This is a genomic window from Pseudomonas grandcourensis (assembly GCF_039909015.1).
In the GTDB taxonomy this organism is placed as follows: domain Bacteria; phylum Pseudomonadota; class Gammaproteobacteria; order Pseudomonadales; family Pseudomonadaceae; genus Aquipseudomonas; species Aquipseudomonas grandcourensis.
Genome location: NZ_CP150919.1, coordinates 4428477 through 4449498, shown reverse-complemented (window position 1 = coordinate 4449498; position 21022 = coordinate 4428477). Strand labels below are relative to the sequence as shown.

At 58.4% G+C, this 21022-nt stretch carries 17 protein-coding genes; 16 read left to right on the top strand and 1 reads right to left on the bottom strand.

The window, feature by feature from the left end:
• The first annotated feature begins 95 nt into the window (after positions 1 to 95).
• The 14 genes from AABM52_RS19845 to AABM52_RS19780 all read left to right on the top strand — a co-directional run bounded on the left by AABM52_RS19845 (position 96) and on the right by AABM52_RS19780 (position 17399).
• Positions 96 to 1244, top strand: coding sequence for an iron-containing alcohol dehydrogenase (locus AABM52_RS19845; protein ID WP_218497852.1), 1149 nt, complete (start codon positions 96 to 98; stop codon positions 1242 to 1244).
• Positions 1245 to 1320: 76 nt separating this feature from the next.
• Positions 1321 to 2763 (top strand): hypothetical protein, encoded by a 1443-nt coding sequence (locus AABM52_RS19840; protein ID WP_218497853.1) that lies wholly within the window; start codon positions 1321 to 1323, stop codon positions 2761 to 2763.
• A 361-nt stretch (positions 2764 to 3124) separates the two neighbouring features.
• Positions 3125 to 4840, top strand: coding sequence for a PAS domain-containing sensor histidine kinase (locus tag AABM52_RS19835; protein WP_218497854.1), 1716 nt, complete (start codon positions 3125 to 3127; stop codon positions 4838 to 4840).
• Between the two features lie 7 nt (positions 4841 to 4847).
• On the top strand, positions 4848 to 6197 hold the full coding sequence (locus AABM52_RS19830; protein WP_218497855.1) for a sigma-54 dependent transcriptional regulator: 1350 nt from the start codon (positions 4848 to 4850) through the stop codon (positions 6195 to 6197).
• 286 nt (positions 6198 to 6483) lie between these two features.
• A complete protein-coding gene (locus AABM52_RS19825) occupies positions 6484 to 7815 on the top strand; it encodes an ABC transporter substrate-binding protein (RefSeq protein WP_218497856.1) in 1332 nt (443 codons plus the stop codon).
• Positions 7816 to 7845: 30 nt separating this feature from the next.
• Positions 7846 to 9165: an ABC transporter substrate-binding protein gene (locus AABM52_RS19820; protein WP_218497857.1), complete on the top strand. Its 1320-nt coding sequence runs from the start codon at positions 7846 to 7848 to the stop codon at positions 9163 to 9165.
• Between the two features lie 72 nt (positions 9166 to 9237).
• The gene (locus AABM52_RS19815; RefSeq protein WP_123722561.1) at positions 9238 to 10137 is read left to right on the top strand and encodes a branched-chain amino acid ABC transporter permease; all 900 of its coding nucleotides are present in this window, start codon (positions 9238 to 9240) and stop codon (positions 10135 to 10137) included.
• Positions 10137 to 11081, top strand: a complete 945-nt coding sequence (locus AABM52_RS19810; RefSeq protein ID WP_056723368.1) for a branched-chain amino acid ABC transporter permease — start codon at positions 10137 to 10139, stop codon at positions 11079 to 11081. The genes AABM52_RS19815 and AABM52_RS19810 overlap by 1 nt, the downstream gene beginning before the upstream one ends.
• Positions 11078 to 11860 carry an ABC transporter ATP-binding protein gene (locus AABM52_RS19805; RefSeq protein WP_218497858.1) on the top strand — a complete coding sequence of 261 codons (783 nt, stop codon included), beginning with the start codon at positions 11078 to 11080 and terminating at the stop codon, positions 11858 to 11860. The genes AABM52_RS19810 and AABM52_RS19805 overlap by 4 nt, the downstream gene beginning before the upstream one ends.
• Positions 11857 to 12504 (top strand): ATP-binding cassette domain-containing protein, encoded by a 648-nt coding sequence (locus AABM52_RS19800; protein ID WP_056723361.1) that lies wholly within the window; start codon positions 11857 to 11859, stop codon positions 12502 to 12504. The genes AABM52_RS19805 and AABM52_RS19800 overlap by 4 nt, the downstream gene beginning before the upstream one ends.
• Positions 12505 to 12513: 9 nt before the next feature.
• Entirely contained in the window at positions 12514 to 13668 is a 1155-nt protein-coding gene (locus AABM52_RS19795; RefSeq protein WP_218497859.1) for an iron-containing alcohol dehydrogenase, read from the top strand.
• A gap of 17 nt (positions 13669 to 13685) precedes the next feature.
• On the top strand, positions 13686 to 14840 hold the full coding sequence (locus AABM52_RS19790; RefSeq protein ID WP_218497860.1) for an iron-containing alcohol dehydrogenase: 1155 nt from the start codon (positions 13686 to 13688) through the stop codon (positions 14838 to 14840).
• Between the two features lie 184 nt (positions 14841 to 15024).
• Positions 15025 to 16269: an OprD family porin gene (locus AABM52_RS19785; protein ID WP_218497861.1), complete on the top strand. Its 1245-nt coding sequence runs from the start codon at positions 15025 to 15027 to the stop codon at positions 16267 to 16269.
• A 173-nt stretch (positions 16270 to 16442) separates the two neighbouring features.
• Positions 16443 to 17399, top strand: a complete 957-nt coding sequence (locus AABM52_RS19780) for a cyclase family protein (RefSeq protein WP_347907526.1) — start codon at positions 16443 to 16445, stop codon at positions 17397 to 17399.
• A gap of 379 nt (positions 17400 to 17778) precedes the next feature.
• Here the strand turns inward: AABM52_RS19780 and csiR are convergent, their stop codons facing one another.
• Positions 17779 to 18477, bottom strand: a complete 699-nt coding sequence (csiR, locus tag AABM52_RS19775; RefSeq protein ID WP_223531903.1) for a DNA-binding transcriptional regulator CsiR — start codon at positions 18475 to 18477, stop codon at positions 17779 to 17781.
• A 195-nt stretch (positions 18478 to 18672) separates the two neighbouring features.
• On the opposite strand from csiR, the gene glaH reads away from it, so the two are divergent.
• On the top strand, positions 18673 to 19650 hold the full coding sequence (gene glaH, locus AABM52_RS19770; protein WP_056723351.1) for a glutarate dioxygenase GlaH: 978 nt from the start codon (positions 18673 to 18675) through the stop codon (positions 19648 to 19650).
• A gap of 95 nt (positions 19651 to 19745) precedes the next feature.
• Entirely contained in the window at positions 19746 to 21014 is a 1269-nt protein-coding gene (lhgO, locus tag AABM52_RS19765) for an L-2-hydroxyglutarate oxidase (protein ID WP_218497927.1), read from the top strand.
• The last annotated feature ends 8 nt before the right edge of the window (positions 21015 to 21022 follow it).

Here is a 21022-nt window from a genome sequence, read left to right as displayed (position 1 = left end):
AGGCCCACGCCACAGGGCTTTGCGGGTATTGGCACGTCTTTCGCTATCTCATATGGCACGTCTTCCAATAAAACAACATCCACTGGACGAGCACTATGAACATCTCTGCTTTCAAAATCGCCAACAAACTGATCACTGGACCGGCTGCTATCGAGCAGCTTGCCACTGAACTGAATCGCCTCAATGTCAAAAACCCGCTGATCGTGACAGACGCCGTTCTGGTCCAGTCCGGCACTGTGGACTTGGCGCTGGCACAGTTGGGGGGGCGCTGTTACGGCATTTTCGATCAGGTCAAACCGGAACCTGAAATTGCCATTGTTGAGGACTGTACCCGCACCTATCGCGAGGGCAGTCACGACGGGTTGATTGCTGTGGGTGGCGGCAGTGCAATCGACATCGCCAAAGGCGTCGCGGCGTTTGCCGGACATGAAGGCCCGCTGGCCGAACTGTTCGGTGTCGATCAGGTGAAACGCAAAGGCCCCGTGCTGATTGCCATTCCGACGACCGCTGGCACCGGTTCGGAAGTGACCAACGTGGCCATCTTTTCTGATAAGCAAGCGAAGCTGAAGAAAGGCATTGTCAGCGACTACCTGCTGCCTGACGTAGCGTTGGTCAGCCCGATCATGACCCTGACTTGTCCACGCAGTGTGACGGCGGCCAGCGGTGTCGACGCGCTGGTGCATGCGGTCGAGTCCTATCTTTCGGTGAATGCTTCGCCCATCACTGATGCCATTGCGCTGGGTGCGATCAAGCTGATCGCCAAGGCGCTGCCCAAGACTTATGCCAATCCGTCCAACCTCCAAGCCCGGGAAGACATGGCCACCGCCAGCCTGATGGCCGGCATGGCCTTCGGTAACGCAGGGGTAGGCGCAGTGCATGCGCTGGCGTACCCGTTGGGCGGCCGGTTCAACATCGCCCATGGTGTCAGCAATGCCCTGCTGCTGCCGTACGTGATGGAGTGGAACAAGATGGCCTGCGTCGAGCGCTTCCGTGACATTGCCGAAGCCATGGGCGTGCGTGTCGCCGACCTGAACGACAAGGATGCGGCGGATCAGGCTGTCAAAGCCATGGCGGATCTATGTGCCGCGGTGGATATCCCAATCGGTATGCGCAGTTTCAACGTGCCTGAGGATGCCATCCCGGCGATGGCCGAAGAGGCCAGTAAGATCGACCGCTTGATGCGCAACAACCCGCGCAAGTTGACCGCCACCGATATTGAGAAAATCTACCGCGCAGCCTACTGATCCCGAAAAGCCGCGACGCCCCAGCCTGCCGGTTCGGGCGTCTGCCATTACAAGACCAATAAAACAGGTGCACTCAATGTCCAACACTACTGCGCAACGGAGCGAAAGCCCGTACATCCCGCTGGGTCCTTTCAAGGTTCGGTTGCCGTTTGTTCACTACAAAATCGAGCTTCCGGACTACCTTCAAGGCTTGCTGATGTGTGCCGTGGATCTGGCCGCCATTCCGCTGATGACCGAACTGCTCGGCATGCCATTTGAGGTCGCACTGGCCGTCGTGATGCTCAACGGCTTGCTTTACCTCGTGCACCATTTGCTCGGTGACCCGACCGTACCTGGCTGGATCACCCCGGCGGTACCCCTGTTGATGGCTTACTGTGCTCAATTTCCAGTGGGCCCGGAGCGTGTCCACGCCTTGATTGCCTTCCAGTTGATGTTGGGGGTTTTTTCAATTGCCCTAGGGGCGACCGGGATGGCGAAGAAGGTTGTGGAATATGTGCCCTCGGCGATCAAATCCGGGATTATCGTCGGTGCCGGCTTGAGTGCGGTGATCGCGGTGTTCCAGGTTGGCGGTAAATTCAATGTGCTGCCCTGGACCATTTCCATTGCGGTCGGCATCGCCTTCTATCTGATCTTCTCCCAGCACTTCAACGAACTGAAACAGCGCAACCGCTTCTGGTGGAACTTCGCCAAGCTCGGCATCTTGCCGATCATTCTGTTGGCAGTGGTGATTGCGCCGCTGTTCGGTGAGGCGCCATGGCCAACCATTCAGTGGGGCATCAGCAAACCGGATTTCGCCGGGCTGTGGAGCAACTACACTGTGTTCGGTCTGGGCATGCCGCCACTGTCGATGTTCATCTCCGCGCTGCCGACCATGCTGGCGGTGTACATCATTGTCTTCGGCGATGTGCTCAGTGCGAAATCGCTCCTCGATGAGGCAGAAACTGTCCGCACTGATGAAGTCGTCGACTACAACGCCGATCGCTCTCACCTGATCTTCGGCGCGCGTAATGCGTTCATGAGTATCTTTGGCCCGGATGTCGCCATGTGCGGCCCAAAATGGGCGGCGATGCTGGTGGTGGTGATCGAGCGTTTTAAAGGTGGGCCGAAGGCGATGAAATCGATCATCGGCGGTGTCGGGTCGTTCCGTTGGGGGACCAACACCGGTCTGCTGTTGTTGCCGGTAGTGACTCTGGTACAGCCTATTCTCGGTGTTGCCCTGTCGCTGACGTTGCTGATCCAGGGTTATGTGAGTGTGCGTCTGGGCATCCTTGAAGCTCGTAGCCAGCGCGACTTGGGTATCGCGGGCGTGATCGGCGCGGTACTGGCGATCAAGGGTGCGAGCTGGGCATTCGGGATTGGCGTTGTGTTGTGTTTGCTGATCTACGGCAAAAACTTCTTCAAAGGCGAGGTGGATGGGACATTTGCCAAGGATCTGAAGGCGGCGGATACCAAGCCGGCCAAAGGTGCTGAGTCGCCCAAGACTACTAAGAAGGTAGCAGAAGAGGCTATGGCTGACTGACAGGCCTGAGTCGCTCAATCTGACACTATTGCGGTGAGCTTCCTCCCACAGGTTTTGTATTGATCACGTCATCTGTGATCAACACTCATCCATTTGTGGGAGGAGCCACGGGCTAACTCCAGCCATGCCCCACGAAAGAAAGTTCGCCTTGCCTTCGCCATGCGAGCGATACCTTCCAGGTTAGCGATGGTGGTCGGGTTTCTGCGATCGTGAAGCTGTTAGCGTCAAGTGTGTCGCAGAATATGCGGGGAGGAGGGTATCTCCGACAATTCGCAGTCGTACTTCCACCGAGACGAATAGACAGATACAAGCTGTCGTCTCTATGCTGGCAGCGACTTTATAAAAACAATCAAAAAAAGCCATGAACCGTACTGCTTACTTCTGCTTGCTGCGCAAGTGGCTCGCCCGGCCGCACGGCAGCCTGGTGGCACGCTATACCTTGCTGTCCGTCTTTGTGATGAGCATCGCCCTCATTATGCTGGCAGTGCTCTATGAGCAATTGGCCAAAGATTTGCTCAATCGCTTGACTGGTGAACGTCTGGACGCCCAGGCCTTGTCCACGGCGAACCGCTTGTCTTCATTTCTCGATGATCGCTTTTACCAGGTCTCGGCATTGTCCAATCACCCGAACATGCCGGGGTTTATTGCCGATCAGTCCGCGCCCGGCAGTGACGTGGAGTCTTTGCTCAAGATCGAAGCGGATTTTCCGTTCCTGTATGGCGTGCTGTTTTTCGATGAACAGGATCATTTGGTCAACGTGCTGCCGGGGCAAGCCGCCTCTGGTGAGCCCTATTGGACCAACACTCATTGGTCTATCGCCGGACTGCCGATCCAGTGGGTAGGTGATATCGAAGTGATCGGGCCATTGCTGGCTGAACCCGGGCGCTCGGGTGGCTTCTTGATCCGCAAGACCATCCGCAATGGTCGCACCGATCACCGTGTGCGCATCGCCTTGCACCTGCGCCTTGCATCACTCACCGAGTTGCTCGTCAGTGCCGGGATGAGCGGGGTGGTTGCGCCGTTGCTGCGGGTGCCAGGCGGTGCCTTTATCGACCCCACCGGGCGCGCGGTCGAGGCGCCGAATCAGTGGCGTGACGGCCCCCAGATAATTCCCGGTTGGCAACTGGTGTTCAGAGTGCAGCCTGGGGCCATCCTTAAGCCGTTGAACGATGCACGCTGGTGGTTGTACTGGATAGCTGCTGGTTTTATCGTGTTTATCCTCATAGTTTTTTTTACTCTGTCGCGACAGTTGCGCTCGCGGGTCAGCACCTTGTTACAGGGCGCTCATCAGTTGTCCATGGGCGACCTCAGTTATCGCCTGGCTGAACAGCCCCGTGACGACGAAATCAACCATGTAGCGCGGGCGTTCAATGTAATGGCCGCGCGCTTGGCGGACATGTTGGAAAACACTGTGCGGACAGAAAATCTCGCGGTACTGGGGGCCTTTGCCACGGGCGTGGCCCATGAGGTGCGCAATCCCCTAACAACCATGAAAACTACAGTGCAAGCCTTGCTGCGCCGAGAAGAAGAACCCGAGCGACGCCACTTGCTGACCGACCTGGGCAAGGAAATCGACCGCTTATCCCATGTCACCAGCGATCTGTTGGAATATGGGAGGCCTCACCCGGCTCAACCCGAGGTGGTTGCCGTCGCGTCGTTGTTCGAGCAGATCGTCCGGCTGGCAGGGCCGGACGACCCGCAATTGCTGTGCGAAACAGAACCAGGCTTGCAGCTTTACGTCGACCCGGACCAGATCCGGCAGATCCTGGTCAACCTTTGTTTGAATGCCTTCCAGGCCTGCGACAACCAGAACCCTGTGCGCCTGTGCGCCCAAGTATGGGGCGGGCAGGTGCGAGTCATGGTCATTGACCAGGGATGCGGTATCTCCGAGGCGGACTTGCAGCGCATCCGCCAACCGTTTTTTACCTCCAAGGCGCGGGGTACCGGGCTGGGGCTGAGCATCAGTCAGCAACTGCTGGATGCCAACGGTGCGCGCATGGACATTATCAGTACGCTTGGCGTAGGGACTCAGGTGATCCTGGACTTTCCCGCGCCCCCAGGGAACGAGGCGAAGTAAACCACCGATGTCTGACATTCACGTTTTGATAGTAGATGACGAAGAGGCGCTGGTGCGCTCCCTCAGCTATGCCCTGCGCGGTGAAGGAATGCGCATCAGCACGGCCGGCAGTGGTGAGGCAGCACTGGAGCTGTTGGCGGAGGAGACCACCGGCATCGATATCGTGCTGCTCGACCTCGGTTTACCGGGCATCGATGGCCTAGCCACGTTGGACGGTATACGCCAGCTTCACGCACGACTGCCGGTGATCATGATTTCCGCTCACGGTGATACCCGCGCCGCCGTACAGGCAGTGAAAAGCGGCGCCACTGACTACCTTACAAAACCTTTTGAACTCGACGACCTGCTGGCGACCATCACCAGCACCTTGCCATTGGCCAGATGCGAAGAACCCGCAGTGGCGGTGAGTGATGAACTGGCCGCTGGCCTGCTTGGCCATAGCCCGGCGATGAGCACCTTGCACGCAGCGGTGGGGCGCATTGCCCGTAGTTCCGCAACGCGGATTTTGTTGCTTGGAGAATCCGGCACAGGGAAGACTTTGGTCGCCCAAGCCCTGCACAACCATAGCGGGCGGGGCGGGCAACCGTTTATCGAGGTCAACTGTGCGGCATTGCCGGAGCAGTTGATCGAGGCAGAGTTGTTTGGTTCGGAAAAAGGCGCGTATACCGGCGCTCACCAAAAGCGTGCCGGGCTGGTCAGTCAGGCAAATGGCGGCACGCTGTTTCTCGATGAGATCGGCGAATTGCCGCTGGCACTTCAAGCCAAGCTCTTGCATTTTCTTGAGAACGGCAGCTACCGAGCCGTGGGCGCCAATGCCGCGAGTAGCGCGGATGTGCGGGTGGTGGCGGCGACCAATCGGGATCTGGCCGATGACGTGCAATCGGGACGGTTTCGTGAGGACCTGTTCTATCGCCTGAACGTGATCACACTGGATATTCCTTCACTGCGCGAGCGCGGTGAAGACGTGCTGTTGCTGGCCGAGCATTTCGCCCGGCGCCAGGCTGTGGAGGAAGGGGTCGAACCGATCCGCTTCCCGCCGGACAGTGCCCAGGCATTGGCCCGTCACCGCTGGCCGGGGAATGTACGCGAGCTTAAAAACCTGGTAGAGCGCTTGACCATACTGTCACCAGGGCAGGCGATTAGCGTGGCGATGTTGCCTTCAGCGTTGCAAGGCCTGCAGATCGAGCCACTGGTACTGGGCGAGCAGCTCGAACTCGCCGAGCGTGATCTGGTCACCGATGCTCTGAGCCGCGCATCGGGCCATAAGGGCCTGGCAGCAAGCCTGTTGGGGATTTCCCGGCACGCGCTCAAGCGCCGTCTGCATCGCCTGGGACTGGATCGCTCGACCGAGCGGTAACCGCTCAACAATGCGCGCAGGTTGAGCGCTAAGCGCTCAATGCAATCGTCGCAAATCTCAGTAGCCGCTGCCGAGGCACGTGGCTGCGATCAATTTCAAGTGCGCTCACCCCGGGCGCCCAGGTATGCCTGGCAGACTGCATTTCCAAGCTGGCGGCCGCTATGCGTCCGATCGCAGCCACTTGCCTAGGCAACTCCTACAAGCTTTTCAGCCTTTCTGGCACACCCTTTGCTCTATCCCTCTGGCGAACTAACAAGAGGCGTTGCCAACGCCCTAAAGGATACTTATGTCACTGCCACGTCCATGGTTTTATTGCTCGTTCACAGTGTGCAGTCTTTTGCTGAGCGTTGTTGCTTCAGCTCAGGTCGGCCGCGTGGAGTTGGGCGCTGCCGCCTCTCAGGCGGACCTGACGATGGGCTGCCTTTACCCGATGACCGAGCGCGCAGCGATCTACGGCCAGGACAGCATCGCCGGGATCCAGATTGCCCTAGGTGAGTTGCAGGCGCAGCGCGAGGCTGGCCAGCAAGTGCCACGTCTGCGCGTGATCATCGATGACGATCAGTCCAAGGCTTCCTATGGCGTAGGCCTGGCGAAAAACTTCATTCATCAGGACGGTGTGCAAGTGCTGTGCGGTATGGTCTCGTCCGGCGTGGGGCTGGCGGTCAGTCAGTTGGCCAAGCGCGAGAAAGTACTGATGATCGGCACCGACCATGCGTCCTCGCGCATGACCCTGGAAAACGGCCACCCGTACTATTTCCGAGTCACCAATGACACTTGGACCTCGATGGCCGCCGGTGCCCGCTACCTGCAAGCCCTGCAACAACAAACCGGATGGAAACGCCTGGCGTTCATAGGCCCGGATTACGAATACGGCCACGTGTCCCGCGATGACTTGCACGAGGCCTTTGCCCAACTGGGTGTCAAGTTCGAGGACGTCACCGAACTCTGGCCACGCCTGTATGAGCCTGACTACTCCGCCTATATCGCTGCTCTGGAACAAGCTAAACCCGACATCATTGTCTCGGCCCTGTGGGGCGGTGACTTCCAGGCCTTCGTCAAGCAGGCAGCAAGCACCCGGTTGTTCGCCACCTCGCGCCTCGCCAATTTCGACACCGGTGGTAACTACGATTTCCTGGTGTCCCTGGGCGACCAGGCGCTTCCGGGGCTGATCCTCTCGGCACGGCACCATAACAACTGGCCGGATACGCCGCGCAATCGTTCCTTTGTCGAGCGCTTCCAGGCCATCAACGGTCGCTACCCGACCTACGCTGCCGAAGGTGCCTACACCGGTGTCATGGTGTTAGCCAAAGCCTATGAAAAAGCGCTGGGCAGTGTCGACTCCCAGGAGTTGATACATGCCTTGGAAGGCTTGGAAATTGCCTTGCCAGAAGATCCGCCCGGGTTCGTCTCAAGGATCGATCCGCTAACCCACCAAATCCAGCAGACCCAGGCAATTGGCACTCCGGTGCTCAACAACGATTACCCGCCCGCCAAGGTGATGCTGGGTAATTGGGTGGTGTATTCCGCCCAGGAACTGCAGCAGAACAGCGCAACCATCAAGCGTCGAATGAACGCTGAAAGCCCTAACTCGAAAAAGAGTCGTCCCGAGAGTCCCTAGTCAATTCATCAATCGAAAGTGGAAGCACAGATGAACAATTATAAGAAAAACATACTGAAGCACCGTTTGACCCTCGCTATTACCGCTGGCGTGGCCCTGTCCATGGGCTCCTCGGCCATGGCTGCCGAGAACGGTAAGTTTCGTATCGGCGTGGTGACTTTCCTATCGGGCCCAGCAGCCGGGCCGTTCGGTGAGCCGTCCGCGAACGCCGCCAAATTGCTGGTGGAAGGGCTAAACCAAGGCAAGCTCCCGGCGCCTTACAACACCATTGGTATCAACGGTGCCGAAATCGAGGTGGTGATCATCGACGAAGCGGGAGGCGCGGCTAAACAGGTCGAAGAGTTCCGTAACCTGGTGCAGCGCCAGAAGGTCGATGCAGTGGTGGGCTACATTTCCTCCGGTGACTGCCTGGCCATTGCGCCTGTGGCCGAAGAGCTGGGGGCCATGACCGTGTTTTACGATTGCGGCACTTCTCAGCTGTTCAATGAAGACAAGACACCGCAGTTTGTGTTCCGCACCGGCCTTGATGCGGTCGTGGACAATATCGGTGCCGCCCGTTACCTGACCAAGACCCGCCCCGACGCGCAGAAAGTTGCCGGCATCCAGCAGAACTACGCCTTTGGACAAGACAGCTGGAAAGACTTCACCCACTCCATGGAGCAGTTGATGCCCAAGGCCAAGGTGGTCGAGTCGCAGATGCCCAAGGTCTTCCAGGGTCAATACGGCGCCGAGATTTCCGCTCTGTCGGTCAAGCGCCCAGACATCATCCACTCCAGCTTCTGGGGCGGCGACATGGAAGCGCTTGTGTTGCAAGCCAATGCCCGTGGATTGTTGGAAGACGCCACCGCGGTCCTGACCTGCGGCGAGTCCGCCCTGGACCGCTACAAGGACCAGGCTCCCAACGGCATGGTCATAGGTGGCCGTGGCCCGTTTGGTGCGTTCGCGCCAGATAACGAACTCAATCGCTGGTTCAAGGACAAGTACCAAACCGCGTACAACTCCGCGCCAACTTACCCGGCGAGCAAAATGGCCCAAGCCATTCTCGGCCTCAAGCACGCAGCGGAAAGCGCCAAGGTTGAACAGGGCAAGATCCCCGCGCCGCAGGAGATCGCCAAGGCGTTCAAGGGCGCGACCTTTGAGTCGGTGTCCGGCACGGTGCAAATGGCTCGCGCCGGGGGGCATCAGGCGATGCAGGGCATTTCCTATGGCGAGTACCAATTCGACAAGGCGAGCAAGACAGGCAGCGTGCAAAACGTCATCGCCTTCTCCGGCGAATGCGTGACTCCACCAGACGGCACTCCCGCCCTGGAATGGATCAAGGCTGGCTTCCCCGGTGCCCAGTGCAACTGATCAATCTCGCTTGATTGTTCCGAAGTGGCGGCCCGTTCGGCGTCGCCACCTTTATGCCAAGGTAGGACCTCTATGATGAGTCTTTTCGCGGTGCTGATTGACGGCACCATCTATGCCTCGTGGCTGTTTTTGGTCGCGGCAGGGTTGACGGTGATCTACGGGGTCATGCGGATCCTGAACATGGCCCATGGCAGTTTTTATGCCATTGGCGCCTACACCGCAGCTTCGCTGGTGGGCTGGTATTTCAATAACGGTATTGGCCCGGTCTGGGCCGGTTACCTACTGATGCTTGGCTGTGCCCTGGTTGCTGGGCTGATCGTTGGCCTGATTATCGAGCGCGGGCTGCTCAAGTTTATGTACGGCCGAGACGAAGTGCTGATGGTGATCATCACCTACGCGCTGCTGCTGGTGTTGGAAGACACCATGAAAATGATCTGGGGCGTGAACCCCTATTTCGCCTATCAACCCTATGCCGAAATGGGCCGTAGCGCCTTGGCCGGGCTGAAGGTTTCCAATTACGACCTGATGCTGGTAGGCGTTTCGCTGGTGCTTGGACTCGGCTTGTACCTGTGGCTGGAACGCACCAACCAGGGCAAGGTCCTGCGGGCTGTGATCCACGACCGTGAAGTGGCTATGGCCATGGGCGTCAACGTCAAGCGCATGTTCACCCTGGTCTTTGTGTTGGGCACCATGCTCGGCACCTTGGCCGGTGCCTTGACCGCTCCGGCTATTTCCGTAGCGCCGGGTATCGGCGTGGAAATTATCGTCCTGGCCTTCGCCGTGGTGGTGATTGGTGGCATGGGCAGTATCGAAGGAGCAGCGGTAGGCGCCTTGCTAGTAGGGCTGAGCCGTGCGGCGGCGGTGCACTATGCGCCGGAATTCGAACTCTTTGTGATTTACGGCGTCATGGCGCTGGTTCTGGCGGTACGTCCGCAAGGCCTGTTCGGCCGCGTGTTAGCGAGGAAAATCTGATGCGCATGGATAAAACAGAACTGATTCTGCTGGCGGTTGCAGCGCTGCTGGCCGCCGGTGGCTGGATTGCTCCGCAATGGCTGGTGTTTTTGCTGACCATGGCGTTGGCCAAGGCCATGGTAGTGCAAGGCGTGGTGATGCAGATGCGCGCCGGTCTGGTGACCTTTGGCCAGGGCTTGTTCTTCTGCGTTGGCGGCTATGCCGTGGGCATGAGTGGGCATTTCCTAAATATCACCGACCTAGTCGTGTTGCTAGTGATCGGCGTTGGCGTCGCGGTTTTATTGGCGATGATTCTAGGCCTGCTGATGACCCGCTATCGGGAGATTTTCTTCGCCATGCTGTCGTTGGCGTTCTCGATGATCCTCTATGGCGTGCTGGTGAAAAGCTCGGCCCTGGGCAGTACTGACGGCTTCAACGTCAAGGCCTGGACCCTGTTTGGCTGGTCGCCAGCCGCAGGGCAAGGACCGCTGGTTTTGTTCATGATCATTGTTGCCAGTTCGACGGTGCTGGCTGTGTTGCTGCATCGCTATAGCCGCAGCAATGCCGGGATGATGTGTGAAGCAATTCGTGAAAACGAAGTGCGTGTCGAATACCTCGGGCAGTCCCCACGCTGGGTGCTGTACATGAACTACGTAGCCGCCGCAGCCGTTTCGGCATTGGGCGGTGGTTTCATGGCCTTGTCCGCCGGGCATATCGATCCGGAAATGGCCTACTGGATCACCTCCGGTGAGTTCGTGTTCATCGCCTTACTCGGCGGCACCGCCCACGTGGCGGCACCCTTTATCGCCGCCATCGTGTTTGCCGTGGTGCGCACTTACGCCATCGAACTGGTGCCCCATAGCTGGCAGATGATTCTGGGCTTCACCTTACTGGCGATCATCGTGTTCCTACCCAAGGGCTTGTGGAGCCTGTTTACCGGTAACGCTAGGAGGGCTAAAGCATGACCTGCATTCTCGAAACCCAGGGTCTGTGCAAGGAGTTCGGCGCCGTCACTGCAGCCAAGGACGTCAATGTGCGGATCAACAAAGGGGAAGTGGTCGGTGTGATCGGCTCCAATGGTGCCGGCAAGACCACTTTTATCAATATGGTCACAGGTTACTTGAAGCCGAGTCGGGGCGAGATCCTGTTCAATAACCAGTCGATCATTGGTCGCACGCCTCGAGCGATTACCCGCTCGGGCATGGCCCGCTCGTTCCAGGTCGCCCAACTGTTTCCGCAATTGAGCGTGCTAGACAACCTGCTGATTGCGGTGGCGGCGGCCGAAAGCCCGTTTCCAGCGCTGCTTGTGCCTATGCGCAGCGCCTCACGGATTGCCCGTGCCGACGCCATTCTTGTCGAGTTCGGCATACCGCAATGGCGTGACACTCTGGTCACCGCGGTACCGCAGGGGGTGCGCAAACTCATCGATATTGCCATGGCGTTGATTGGTGATCCGCAGATGTTGCTGCTCGACGAACCCACCAGCGGCGTTAGCGCCGAAGAGAAAACCGCGCTGATGGACACCGTGATGCGCGTCGTTGCCGAGCATCAAGTAACCGTGCTGTTCGTCGAGCATGACATGGACGTGGTACGTCGCTATGTGTCGCGCATTCTCGCGTTCTACAGCGGTGAAGTCCTGGCCGACGGCGCCCCGGAAGACGTCTTGGCCAATGCCCGGGTGCAGGAGTTCGTCACTGGCGGCGCCAAAGCCCACGACAAGGCGCAAAGGAGTGCCGTGAAATGAGCCTGGAAATTCGCAATCTCAATGTATCGATTGAAGGTATACCGATCCTCAATGACGTCTCGCTGTCCATCGCCCCCGGGCAAATGGTCGGTCTGATCGGCCACAACGGTGCCGGTAAGACCACCTTGATTCGCGCCATCATGGGTTTGTTGCCCACGGACCGCGGCGAGATGTTTTTTGGCGGACAGGACCTGCGCGCGCAGCCGGCTTTTACTCGCGCAGCAGCGGGTATCAGCTACTTGCCCGAAGACAGACGCCTGATTCCGTCCCTGACCGTGGAAGAGAACATCATGCTGCCAGTGTGGGCCAACAAACTGGCCGACAGCAAACAGCGTTTGGACTGGGTCTATAGCCTGATTCCAGAGATCGCCCAGTTCCGTGACCGCAAGGCGATGCAGTTGTCCGGTGGTCAGCAGAAGCTGGTGGCCATGGCCCGGGCACTGATGCCGGGCAATCAACTGTTGATTCTGGACGAACCTTTCGAGGGCGTAGCGCCGGTCCTGTCCCGGCGTTTAAGCGAGGTGATTGCCAAGCTGGGCCAGGAAGGCCTGTGCGTGTTGATCTCTGAATCCGATGACACACATTCTGCCGACCTGGTCGATGCGTTGTTTCGCATCGAGCGCGGCAGCGTGACAGCAGGGTAGGGCAGATGTATGTCGACATTTAACTTTGAAACCACGCCACGTGTGATCTGTGAGATCGATGGCGCGTTGCGCCTGGGCAGCTTATGCCGCGAGCTAAAGGCCGAGCGGGTATTGCTGGTCAGCGATCCGGGGTTGTTGCGCGCCGGTTTGCTCGATGCACCCTTGCGAGCCCTGCACGAAGCCGGGGTCGAAGCGACACTGTACAGCGATGTTCAGGCCGATCCACCGTCGGAATCGGTACAGCACGCGGTGGATGCCGCCCGTAACTGCCGTGCCCAAGCAGTGATCGGCCTGGGCGGTGGCAGCTCCCTGGACACCGCGAAGTTGGTAGCCTTGCTCTGTGGTCGCGAGCAGGCGCTGGAGTCGATCTACGGTATCAACCTGGCCCAAGGCCCGCGTTTGCCATTGATCCAGGTGCCGACCACGGCAGGGACGGGCTCGGAAGTGACGGCGGTAGCAATTGTCACCACTCCCAGCCATGAGAAAAAGGGCGTTGTCAGCCCATTGCTGTATCCGGATATCGCGCTGCTGGACGCCCGACTGACCGTCGGCCTGCCTGCAGCTGTCAGTGCCATGACCGGTATCGATGCCATGGTCCATGCCATCGAGGCTTACACCAGCGTGCACAAGAAGAATGTGCTGTCCGATGGCCTGGCAATGCAGGCGTTGCGCCTGCTGGCGGGTAATCTGGATCGGGTCCTGGCGACGCCTGGGGATTTACCGGCTCGCTCCGACATGCTTCTCGGCTCGATGCTAGCGGGCATGGCCTTTGCCAACTCGCCGGTGGCGGCGGTGCATGCCCTGGCGTACCCATTGGGCGGCCACTTCCATGTGCCCCACGGCTTGAGCAACGCCTTGGTGCTAGTGCCGGTGCTGAACTTCAATCGTCCGGCAGCCGAGGCGCTGTATGCGCAACTGGCGGCGGCAGTGCTGCCAGGGCAGCGCTTTGCCAGCGAGGCGTTGGCCTGCGATGCCTTTGTTGAGTTCATGACCCGGTTGGTGGGACGCATGCCGTTTGCCCAGCGGCTACGGGATGTGGGCGTGACTGCCGACGACCTGGATCGCCTGACCGATGACGCGATGAAGGTCGAGCGCCTGCTTATCAATAATCCGCGCCCGGTAACACGCCAAGATGCCCGCGCCATCTATGCCTCGGTGCTGTAAACAAAAAGGACTGACCGATGAATTATGAATTCAGAAGCGTGCCGCGCATAGTCTGCGAAGCGGGCGCGTTGCACAGCGTGGGTAAGGTGTTCAAGGATCTCGGTGCGCAACGGGTGATGCTGGTGTGCGATCCTGGCATTGTCAGCCTGGGTTTTGCAGTTAAGGCCCAGGCCTCGCTTGAGGTGGCTGGCTGCGCAGTCACAGTGTTCGACCAAGTGGTTCCCGACCCTTCGTCCGCCGTGGTCAAAGAGGCCGCCGAGCAGGCCCGACAATTCAAGGCCGATGGCGTGCTGGGCCTCGGCGGCGGCAGTTCCTTGGACGCCGCCAAACTGGTGGCGTTGCTGATCAACAGCGAACAGCCTTTGGAGGAGTTGTATGGAACCGACAAAGCCCTGGGGCAGCGGGTGCCGCTGGTGTTGGTGCCGACCACGGCAGGCACCGGCTCTGAAGTGACTTGGGTCTCCGTCATCACTGACGAGCAACAGCGCAAGCAAGCGGTGTATTCGTCGCAACTGATGCCGGACGTGGCGGTGCTCGACCCGCAACTGACACTCGGACTGCCGGCCAGGGTCACCGCCGCCACCGGTTTGGATGCCATGGTGCATGCAGTCGAGGCCTACACCAGTCGCACACGCAAGAACCCGATTGCCGATGGCTTGGCCACCACCGCCTTGGGATTGCTGAGCGCCAACCTGCGCAAAGTATTGGCCAACGGTCAGGACGTGGTGGCGCGTACGGCGATGCTGCAAGGCTCGCTGATGGCGGGCATGGCCTTCGTCAACGCCTCGGTGGCGGCGATTCATGGGTTGGCCTATCCGCTAGGGGCACGCTTTCACATTCCCCACGGCCACGCCAATGCCCTGGTGATGGCGCCGGTACTGCGTTTCAACCTAAGCGCGGCGCAAAGCCAATATGCGGAGCTCGCGACGTACCTGTTGCCGGGCCGCCATTTCGAGCACGAAGCCGAGGCCGCCGAAGCCTTTGTTCAGGCAATTGAAGTGCTGGTGGCCGACAGTGGCCTGGAAACCCGGCTGTCGAAACTGGGAGTGGACGAACCCGCCCTCACCGAAATGGCCAACTCGGTGGTGGTGAACCTGCGTCGCCTGATCGACAGCAATCCCAGGGACATGACCGAGCAGGACGTAGAAGCCCTCTACCGCAGCATCTTCTAACCGACTGACGCGCATCGCCCATTAGCGTGCGGTGCGCCGAAGGGATACGCGCTCTGATTCGACAGTGTGTATCCATTTGTCCCTCCCTTTATTCACCTCGTCTGCCAACGCGGAGGGGAGGGTTTTGTGTGCTTTTTTAACAATGAGTATAAAAATAATGAACTGCTGCAATAAAAACAGCCGCATGTTGGCACCTGTCGTCGGTACCTATGTCTTAGGGCTGGCGCTGGCCGCGTCTGCCTTTCCGGCCGTTGCCGAGGGCTTTCTCGAAAACGCCAAGGCGAACCTTACCTCGCGCAACTTCTACATCAACCGCAACTTTACCAACCCGGCTTACCCGCAGAGCAAGGCCGAGGAGTGGACTCAGAGTTTTATCCTCGACGCCAAGTCCGGCTTCACCCAGGGCACCGTGGGTTTTGGTGTGGACGTGCTGGGGCTGTATGCGCTCAAACTCGATGGTGGTCGCGGTACCGCCAACACCCAGTTGCTGCCAGTGCATGACAATGGCCGTCCAGCCGATGATTTCGGGCGACTGGGCGTGGCGTTGAAGGCTCGGCTGGCAAAAACTGAGCTGAAGGTCGGCGAATGGATGCCGGTACTGCCGATCCTGCGTTCCGATGACGGCCGCGCCCTGCCGCAAACCTTCCGCGGGGGCCAGGTGACTTCCCAGGATATCGACGGTTTGACCCTGTACGGTGGGCAGTTCCGCGGCAACAGTCCACGCAACGACGCGAGCATGGACGATATGTCGATGACCGGGAGGGGCGGGGTTACCTCCGATCGCTTCAACTTTGCCGGGGGCGAGTACAGCTTCAACAGCAAGCAAACCATGATTGGCCTGTGGAATGCCGAGCTCAAGGACATCTACAACCAGCAGTTCATCAACCTGGTGCACAGCCAAACAGTGGGTAGCTGGGTATTGGGCGCCAATCTTGGCTACTTCATCGGCAAGGAGAGCGGCAGCGAGCGGGCAGGGGAGCTGGACAACAAAACCGCCTCCGCCATGTTCTCGGCCAAGTATGGCAGCAGCACCTTTTACCTGGGCTTGCAGAAAATCAGCGGCGACAACGCCTGGATGCGGGTCAATGGCACCAGCGGCGGCACCCTGGCCAACGACAGCTACAACTCCAGTTATGACAATGCCAAGGAGCGGTCCTGGCAGTTGCGTCACGACTTCAACTTCGTTGGTGTGGGCATTCCCGGGTTGACCCTGATGAACCGCTACATCAGCGGTGAAGACGTACACACCGCGACTGTGAGTGACGGCAAGGAGTGGGGCCGGGAGAGTGAGTTGGCCTATGTGATCCAGAGTGGCAGCCTGAAAAACCTGTCGCTGAAATGGCGCAACAGCACCCTGCGTCGCGATTACAGCAGCCTGGAGTTCGACGAGAACCGTCTGATTATCAACTACCCCTTCTCGGCACTTTAATACCGCTAAACAGATCGCACGCTACGCCAGCGGCTACAGACTTTTGTAGCCGCCGCTCGTTTGTCATTAAGCGAGCACTTTCATTTCAATATTTTGTATGTCCTGAGCGGTAAGGACGCAAGGCGCATTAGTCGTGCGCTTCAATAACCACCGTGACTGAAAAGGAAAACATCATGACTGCTGCAGTTCCTAAGATGGATGATTTTTTGAAGGACGCTCCTTCTAACTGGGGCAAGTGGGGCGCGGAAGATGAAGTTGGCTCTCTGAATTACCTGACCACGCAAGAAGTCATGCGCGGGGTTGCGCATATTAAGACGGGAAGCGTATTTACTTTACAGCGTATGATCGGTGATCCCGCAGGCGATCCGGTTTGGCCAGGCCGTACCCCGGCGGAACGTACTATGGTTCTCGATGAGTCAAGCTGGGACAATGATCATGGCCCATGTTATCCCGGCGGGTTGCACTACGCTGATGACAAGATCGACGCGTTCCTGCAAGGCTCCACGCAATATGATGCGCTTGGCCACCTCTGGTACGGCGGGAAAATATGGAACGGCTACGACGCGCGAACAACTGTGGGTGGCCTCGACAAGGCCAGTGTCGCACCTATCGGCGAGCGAGGAGTGGTCGGGCGCGGCGTATTACTGGATATGGCACGGCATCGTGGCAAGCGTATGCTGGATAAAGGTGAGACATTCACTCACATGGATCTTATGGCGTGCGCAGAGGCTCAGGGCCATACGATCGAGCCCCACGATATCCTGATTATCAGGACTAACTTCCTTCAAGCTTTCTATGAGCAGGGCGAGGCGTTTTACGACGGATTCTGCGAGCCAGGCCTTACATATTCGGAGGAGCTTGTTCGATGGTTCCATGACAAGGAAATTCCAAACCTTGTCACCGATACCATCGCCAATGAGGTCACGACAGATCCAGTATCAGGTGTGGCTCTGCCACTACACTGCGCTTTGATGCGTAATCTTGGTATCGCCTTTACGGAGATCTGCGACCTGGAAAAACTAGCCGAAAGTTGCGCTAAAGACAGGCAGTATACTTTCCTTTATGTGGCAGCCCCGCTAAAAGTACATCGCGCTGCCGGATCACCGGTCAATCCGGTAGTGATCAAATAGTCGTTTATGCTGGGGCAGGGTTACTCCTGCCTCAGCATAAGTGAAAGTCGCCGATTTCTGTCTCAATCTAGTACATTTGCTGGCTCAGTGATAGAGATAATCAATCTGTAGCTGGGCGAACTCTATGGCTTCTTTGTGAGTGTCTGCCTCCATTGTTTTTTGCCAAGTGCCTGATACAGATTCGCGAATATGCTTATAAGCGCACAGCTTAGTTAGTGAGCTGAGCTGTTAATCAATTAATTCAATGTTAATAACGCTCGGCTTCGCCTTATGTACTTAAACGCACAGTATATCGTTACCGGTAGATCAATGAATTAACTGCTCAGGACACTAGAGTGGGCGGATATGCTCGCTTTAGCCGCCCCGTTCAACCCCAAACTCACGCGGCACTGCCCATTCCTTGCACCAACATAATCTCGGCGATGATCGGTACCGGCGTCATCAGGTGAGTGCGCATCATGGTGCTGGCCCGTGGCGCATCGCGCGCCAGAATAGCTTCAACCAGCGCAGCATGTTCCTTGCGCTTCAACGCCAGGGCTTCTTCGGAGAAAACCGTCTGGGTCAGCCAAAGGTGGCGGTAGCGTTCGGCCTGATCAAATAGATAGCCACGTGCCTGTAACAGGTGTTTTGAACCACAACCGGTGGCAATAGCCGTGTGGAAGGCCTTGTGCCGTTCGTCCCAGACATCCAAGACCTGCTCTCGGGTTTTGACATCCATAACTTTCGAGAGGGTATGGGACTGGGCAAGGATCTGCGCCTCCCAAGCGTCGTCACCGCGCTCAATGGCCAAGCCTACGATCATCGCCTCGAGGTTGGCGCGGGCATCGTAGATGTCCTGCATTTCTTTCAACGACATGGGCGCGACCCGGTAGCCCTTCTGGCTGATCACCACCACCAGATGTTCGGCCACCAATTGCGAAAGCGCCTCTCGCAGCGGGCCAACCCCCAAGTCATAACGCTCCTTGAGCCCGCTCATGAGGAGCTTCTCTCCGGGCTTGAAGACCCCGCGAATGATGTCCTGTTTGAGTCGCTCATACCCGCTGAATGCAGAGTTCTGCTTGGGGGTGAGGCTATCCAAAGGTACTGCTCCTGAAAACGACAAGGTCCAATCATACCTAAACATCTGTCATACGAAAAACATAAGACGAAACGGTGTTTTATCGACTATAAATAAAAATGTAGACATTTTAAATTTATGGCGATATTTTTGCTCTGAGCCTGATCCGCATCAATGCTGGAGGGGCCAATCCCTACCTTCTGCCCAGGAACTGCCATGAACGCCTTTACGCAAATTCAGGACCTTGTGATGCCACTGCCATCGGAGTGCAAGGGTTTCACTCTCACCCCTTCCAGCCAGTCACCGCGCCTGCTTGAGCTGAAATTTGCCAAGCAAACCGTCGACGCGTTCATAAAGGCGGTGACGCAATGGCCGGTCCAGGCTCTGGAGTACAAATCGTTCCTGCGCTTCCGGGTTGGCCAGATACTTGACGAGCTGTGCGAAGGCACCCTGCGCCCGGTGTTGATCAACACCATTCTCGACCGCGCCACCGGCGGCATGCTGATCACGCCGGAGGGGTTGAACGAAGTGTCCCAGGCCGATGACATGGTCAAGTTTTCCTCGGCCGTCGCGCACTTGATCGGTCGCTCCAACTTCGATGCCATGAGCGGCCAGTTCTACGCGCGCTTTGCAGTGGTCAACACCGACAACTCCGACAGCTACCTGCGCCAGCCACACCGGGTCATGGAACTGCACAACGACGGCACATTTGTTCAGGAGCGCACTGACTATGTGCTGATGATGAAGATCGACGAGCAGAACATGGAGGGTGGCAACACCCTGCTGCTGCACCTGGACGATTGGGGAGACCTGAACCACTACTACACGCATCCGCTGGCCCGCCGTGAAATGCGCTTCACCGCGCCACCGAGCAAGAACGTGCGTGAAGACGTGTTCCATGCGGTGTTCGACAACGACGCCGAAGGCCGCCCGACAATGCGCTACATCGACCAGTTCGTGCAGCCCAAGGACTTCGAGGAAGGCATTTGGCTGACCGCCATGAGCGAATCCCTGGAAGGCAGTCAGGAGAAGGTTTCGGTACCGGTGCCGGTCGGAAGCTTCGTGCTCGTCAACAACATGTTCTGGCTGCACGGCCGTGACCGCTTCACCGCCCACCCGGGCCTGCGTCGTGAGCTGATGCGTCAGCGCGGCTACATCAGCTACCAAAAAACCATGTACCAGCGCGGCCAGTAAGGTTTGGCAAACGCTGAAGTGACGAGGGCCACCTCATGTGGCCCTTATCGCGCTTCTAACAAAAACGTAATACAGGTGGGTGCAAGCTAATGGCTGTGTACGACTTCATCATCATCGGTGGCGGCATTGTGGGTATGTCCACGGCCATGCAACTGGCCCAGGTTTACCCGGACGCAAAAATCCTCCTGCTGGAGAAAGAGTCCGGCCCGGCCAAGCACCAGACCGGCCACAACAGTGGCGTAATCCATGCCGGCGTCTACTACACCCCGGGCAGCCTGAAGGCGCGCTTCTGCCTGGAGGGCAACAAGGCCACCAAGGCCTTCTGCGACAAGCACGGCATCCGTTACGACGAGTGCGGCAAGCTGCTGGTGGCCACCAATGAGCTGGAAATGCAGCGCATGAGCGCGTTGTGGGACCGTACCGAAGCCAATGGGCTGAGGCGTGGATGGCTGTCGGCCGCCGAGCTGCGCGAGCGCGAGCCGAACATCGTCGGCCTGGGCGGTATCTTTGTGCCGTCGAGCGGCATTGTGAACTACGCCGAAGTCACCGCGGCCATGGGCCGAGAATTCGAAGCCGCCGGTGGTGAGATCCGCTACAACAGCGAAGTCGTCGCCATCGACGAGCGTCCCGATGAAGTCGTGGTTCGCACCGACACGCTGGAGCACCACGGGCGCTTCCTGATCACCTGCTCGGGCCTGATGGCTGACCGCGTGGTGCGCATGCTCGGGATCAAGCCCAACTTCATCATCTGCCCGTTCCGCGGCGAGTATTACCTGCTGCCCAAACAGCATAATCAGATCGTCAACCACCTGATCTATCCGATCCCGGATCCGTCCATGCCATTTCTCGGCGTGCACCTGACCCGCATGATCGACGGCACCGTCACTGTCGGCCCCAACGCAGTGCTGGCGATGAAGCGCGAAGGCTATCGCAAGACCGACTTTTCGCTGTCGGACATGTTCGAAACCCTGACCACCCCGGGCATTCTGAAGGTGCTGATGAAGAACCTGCGTCCCGGTCTGATCGAGATGAAAAACTCACTGTTCAAGGGCGGCTACCTGAAGGAAGTGCAGAAGTACTGCCCGAGCATCAACAAGAGCGACCTCACCGCCTACCCGGCCGGTGTGCGCGCACAGGCGGTCTCGCTTGACGGCAAGTTGATCGACGATTTCCTGTTCGTCAACACTGCCCGTAGCGTCAGCGTCTGCAACGCCCCGTCGCCTGCAGCGACCTCCGCCATCCCGATCGGCGCATACATCGTCGACAAGGTCCGTGAGCAACTAGCAAGTGCCGGTGTCAGTTTTGTCAAACCCGCCAACTCCACTCGGACCGCCCCGATGGCGGCTTCCGGCGCAACCCGCTAATGAGGAAT

What these genes read in the sequence shown, in the direction of transcription:
- AABM52_RS19840 (WP_218497853.1), top strand. Translation starts at nt 1,321, where the DNA reads ATGTCCAACACTACTGCGCAACGGAGCGAAAGCCCGTACATCCCGCTG.
- AABM52_RS19790 (WP_218497860.1), top strand. Translation starts at nt 13,686, where the DNA reads ATGAATTATGAATTCAGAAGCGTGCCGCGCATAGTCTGCGAAGCGGGC.
- AABM52_RS19835 (WP_218497854.1), top strand. Translation starts at nt 3,125, where the DNA reads ATGAACCGTACTGCTTACTTCTGCTTGCTGCGCAAGTGGCTCGCCCGG.
- AABM52_RS19785 (WP_218497861.1), top strand. Translation starts at nt 15,025, where the DNA reads ATGTTGGCACCTGTCGTCGGTACCTATGTCTTAGGGCTGGCGCTGGCC.
- AABM52_RS19780 (WP_347907526.1), top strand. Translation starts at nt 16,443, where the DNA reads ATGACTGCTGCAGTTCCTAAGATGGATGATTTTTTGAAGGACGCTCCT.
- AABM52_RS19825 (WP_218497856.1), top strand. Translation starts at nt 6,484, where the DNA reads ATGTCACTGCCACGTCCATGGTTTTATTGCTCGTTCACAGTGTGCAGT.
- AABM52_RS19805 (WP_218497858.1), top strand. Translation starts at nt 11,078, where the DNA reads ATGACCTGCATTCTCGAAACCCAGGGTCTGTGCAAGGAGTTCGGCGCC.
- AABM52_RS19795 (WP_218497859.1), top strand. Translation starts at nt 12,514, where the DNA reads ATGTCGACATTTAACTTTGAAACCACGCCACGTGTGATCTGTGAGATC.
- glaH (WP_056723351.1), top strand. Translation starts at nt 18,673, where the DNA reads ATGAACGCCTTTACGCAAATTCAGGACCTTGTGATGCCACTGCCATCG.
- AABM52_RS19810 (WP_056723368.1), top strand. Translation starts at nt 10,137, where the DNA reads ATGCGCATGGATAAAACAGAACTGATTCTGCTGGCGGTTGCAGCGCTG.
- AABM52_RS19830 (WP_218497855.1), top strand. Translation starts at nt 4,848, where the DNA reads ATGTCTGACATTCACGTTTTGATAGTAGATGACGAAGAGGCGCTGGTG.
- AABM52_RS19800 (WP_056723361.1), top strand. Translation starts at nt 11,857, where the DNA reads ATGAGCCTGGAAATTCGCAATCTCAATGTATCGATTGAAGGTATACCG.
- AABM52_RS19820 (WP_218497857.1), top strand. Translation starts at nt 7,846, where the DNA reads ATGAACAATTATAAGAAAAACATACTGAAGCACCGTTTGACCCTCGCT.
- AABM52_RS19815 (WP_123722561.1), top strand. Translation starts at nt 9,238, where the DNA reads ATGATGAGTCTTTTCGCGGTGCTGATTGACGGCACCATCTATGCCTCG.
- AABM52_RS19845 (WP_218497852.1), top strand. Translation starts at nt 96, where the DNA reads ATGAACATCTCTGCTTTCAAAATCGCCAACAAACTGATCACTGGACCG.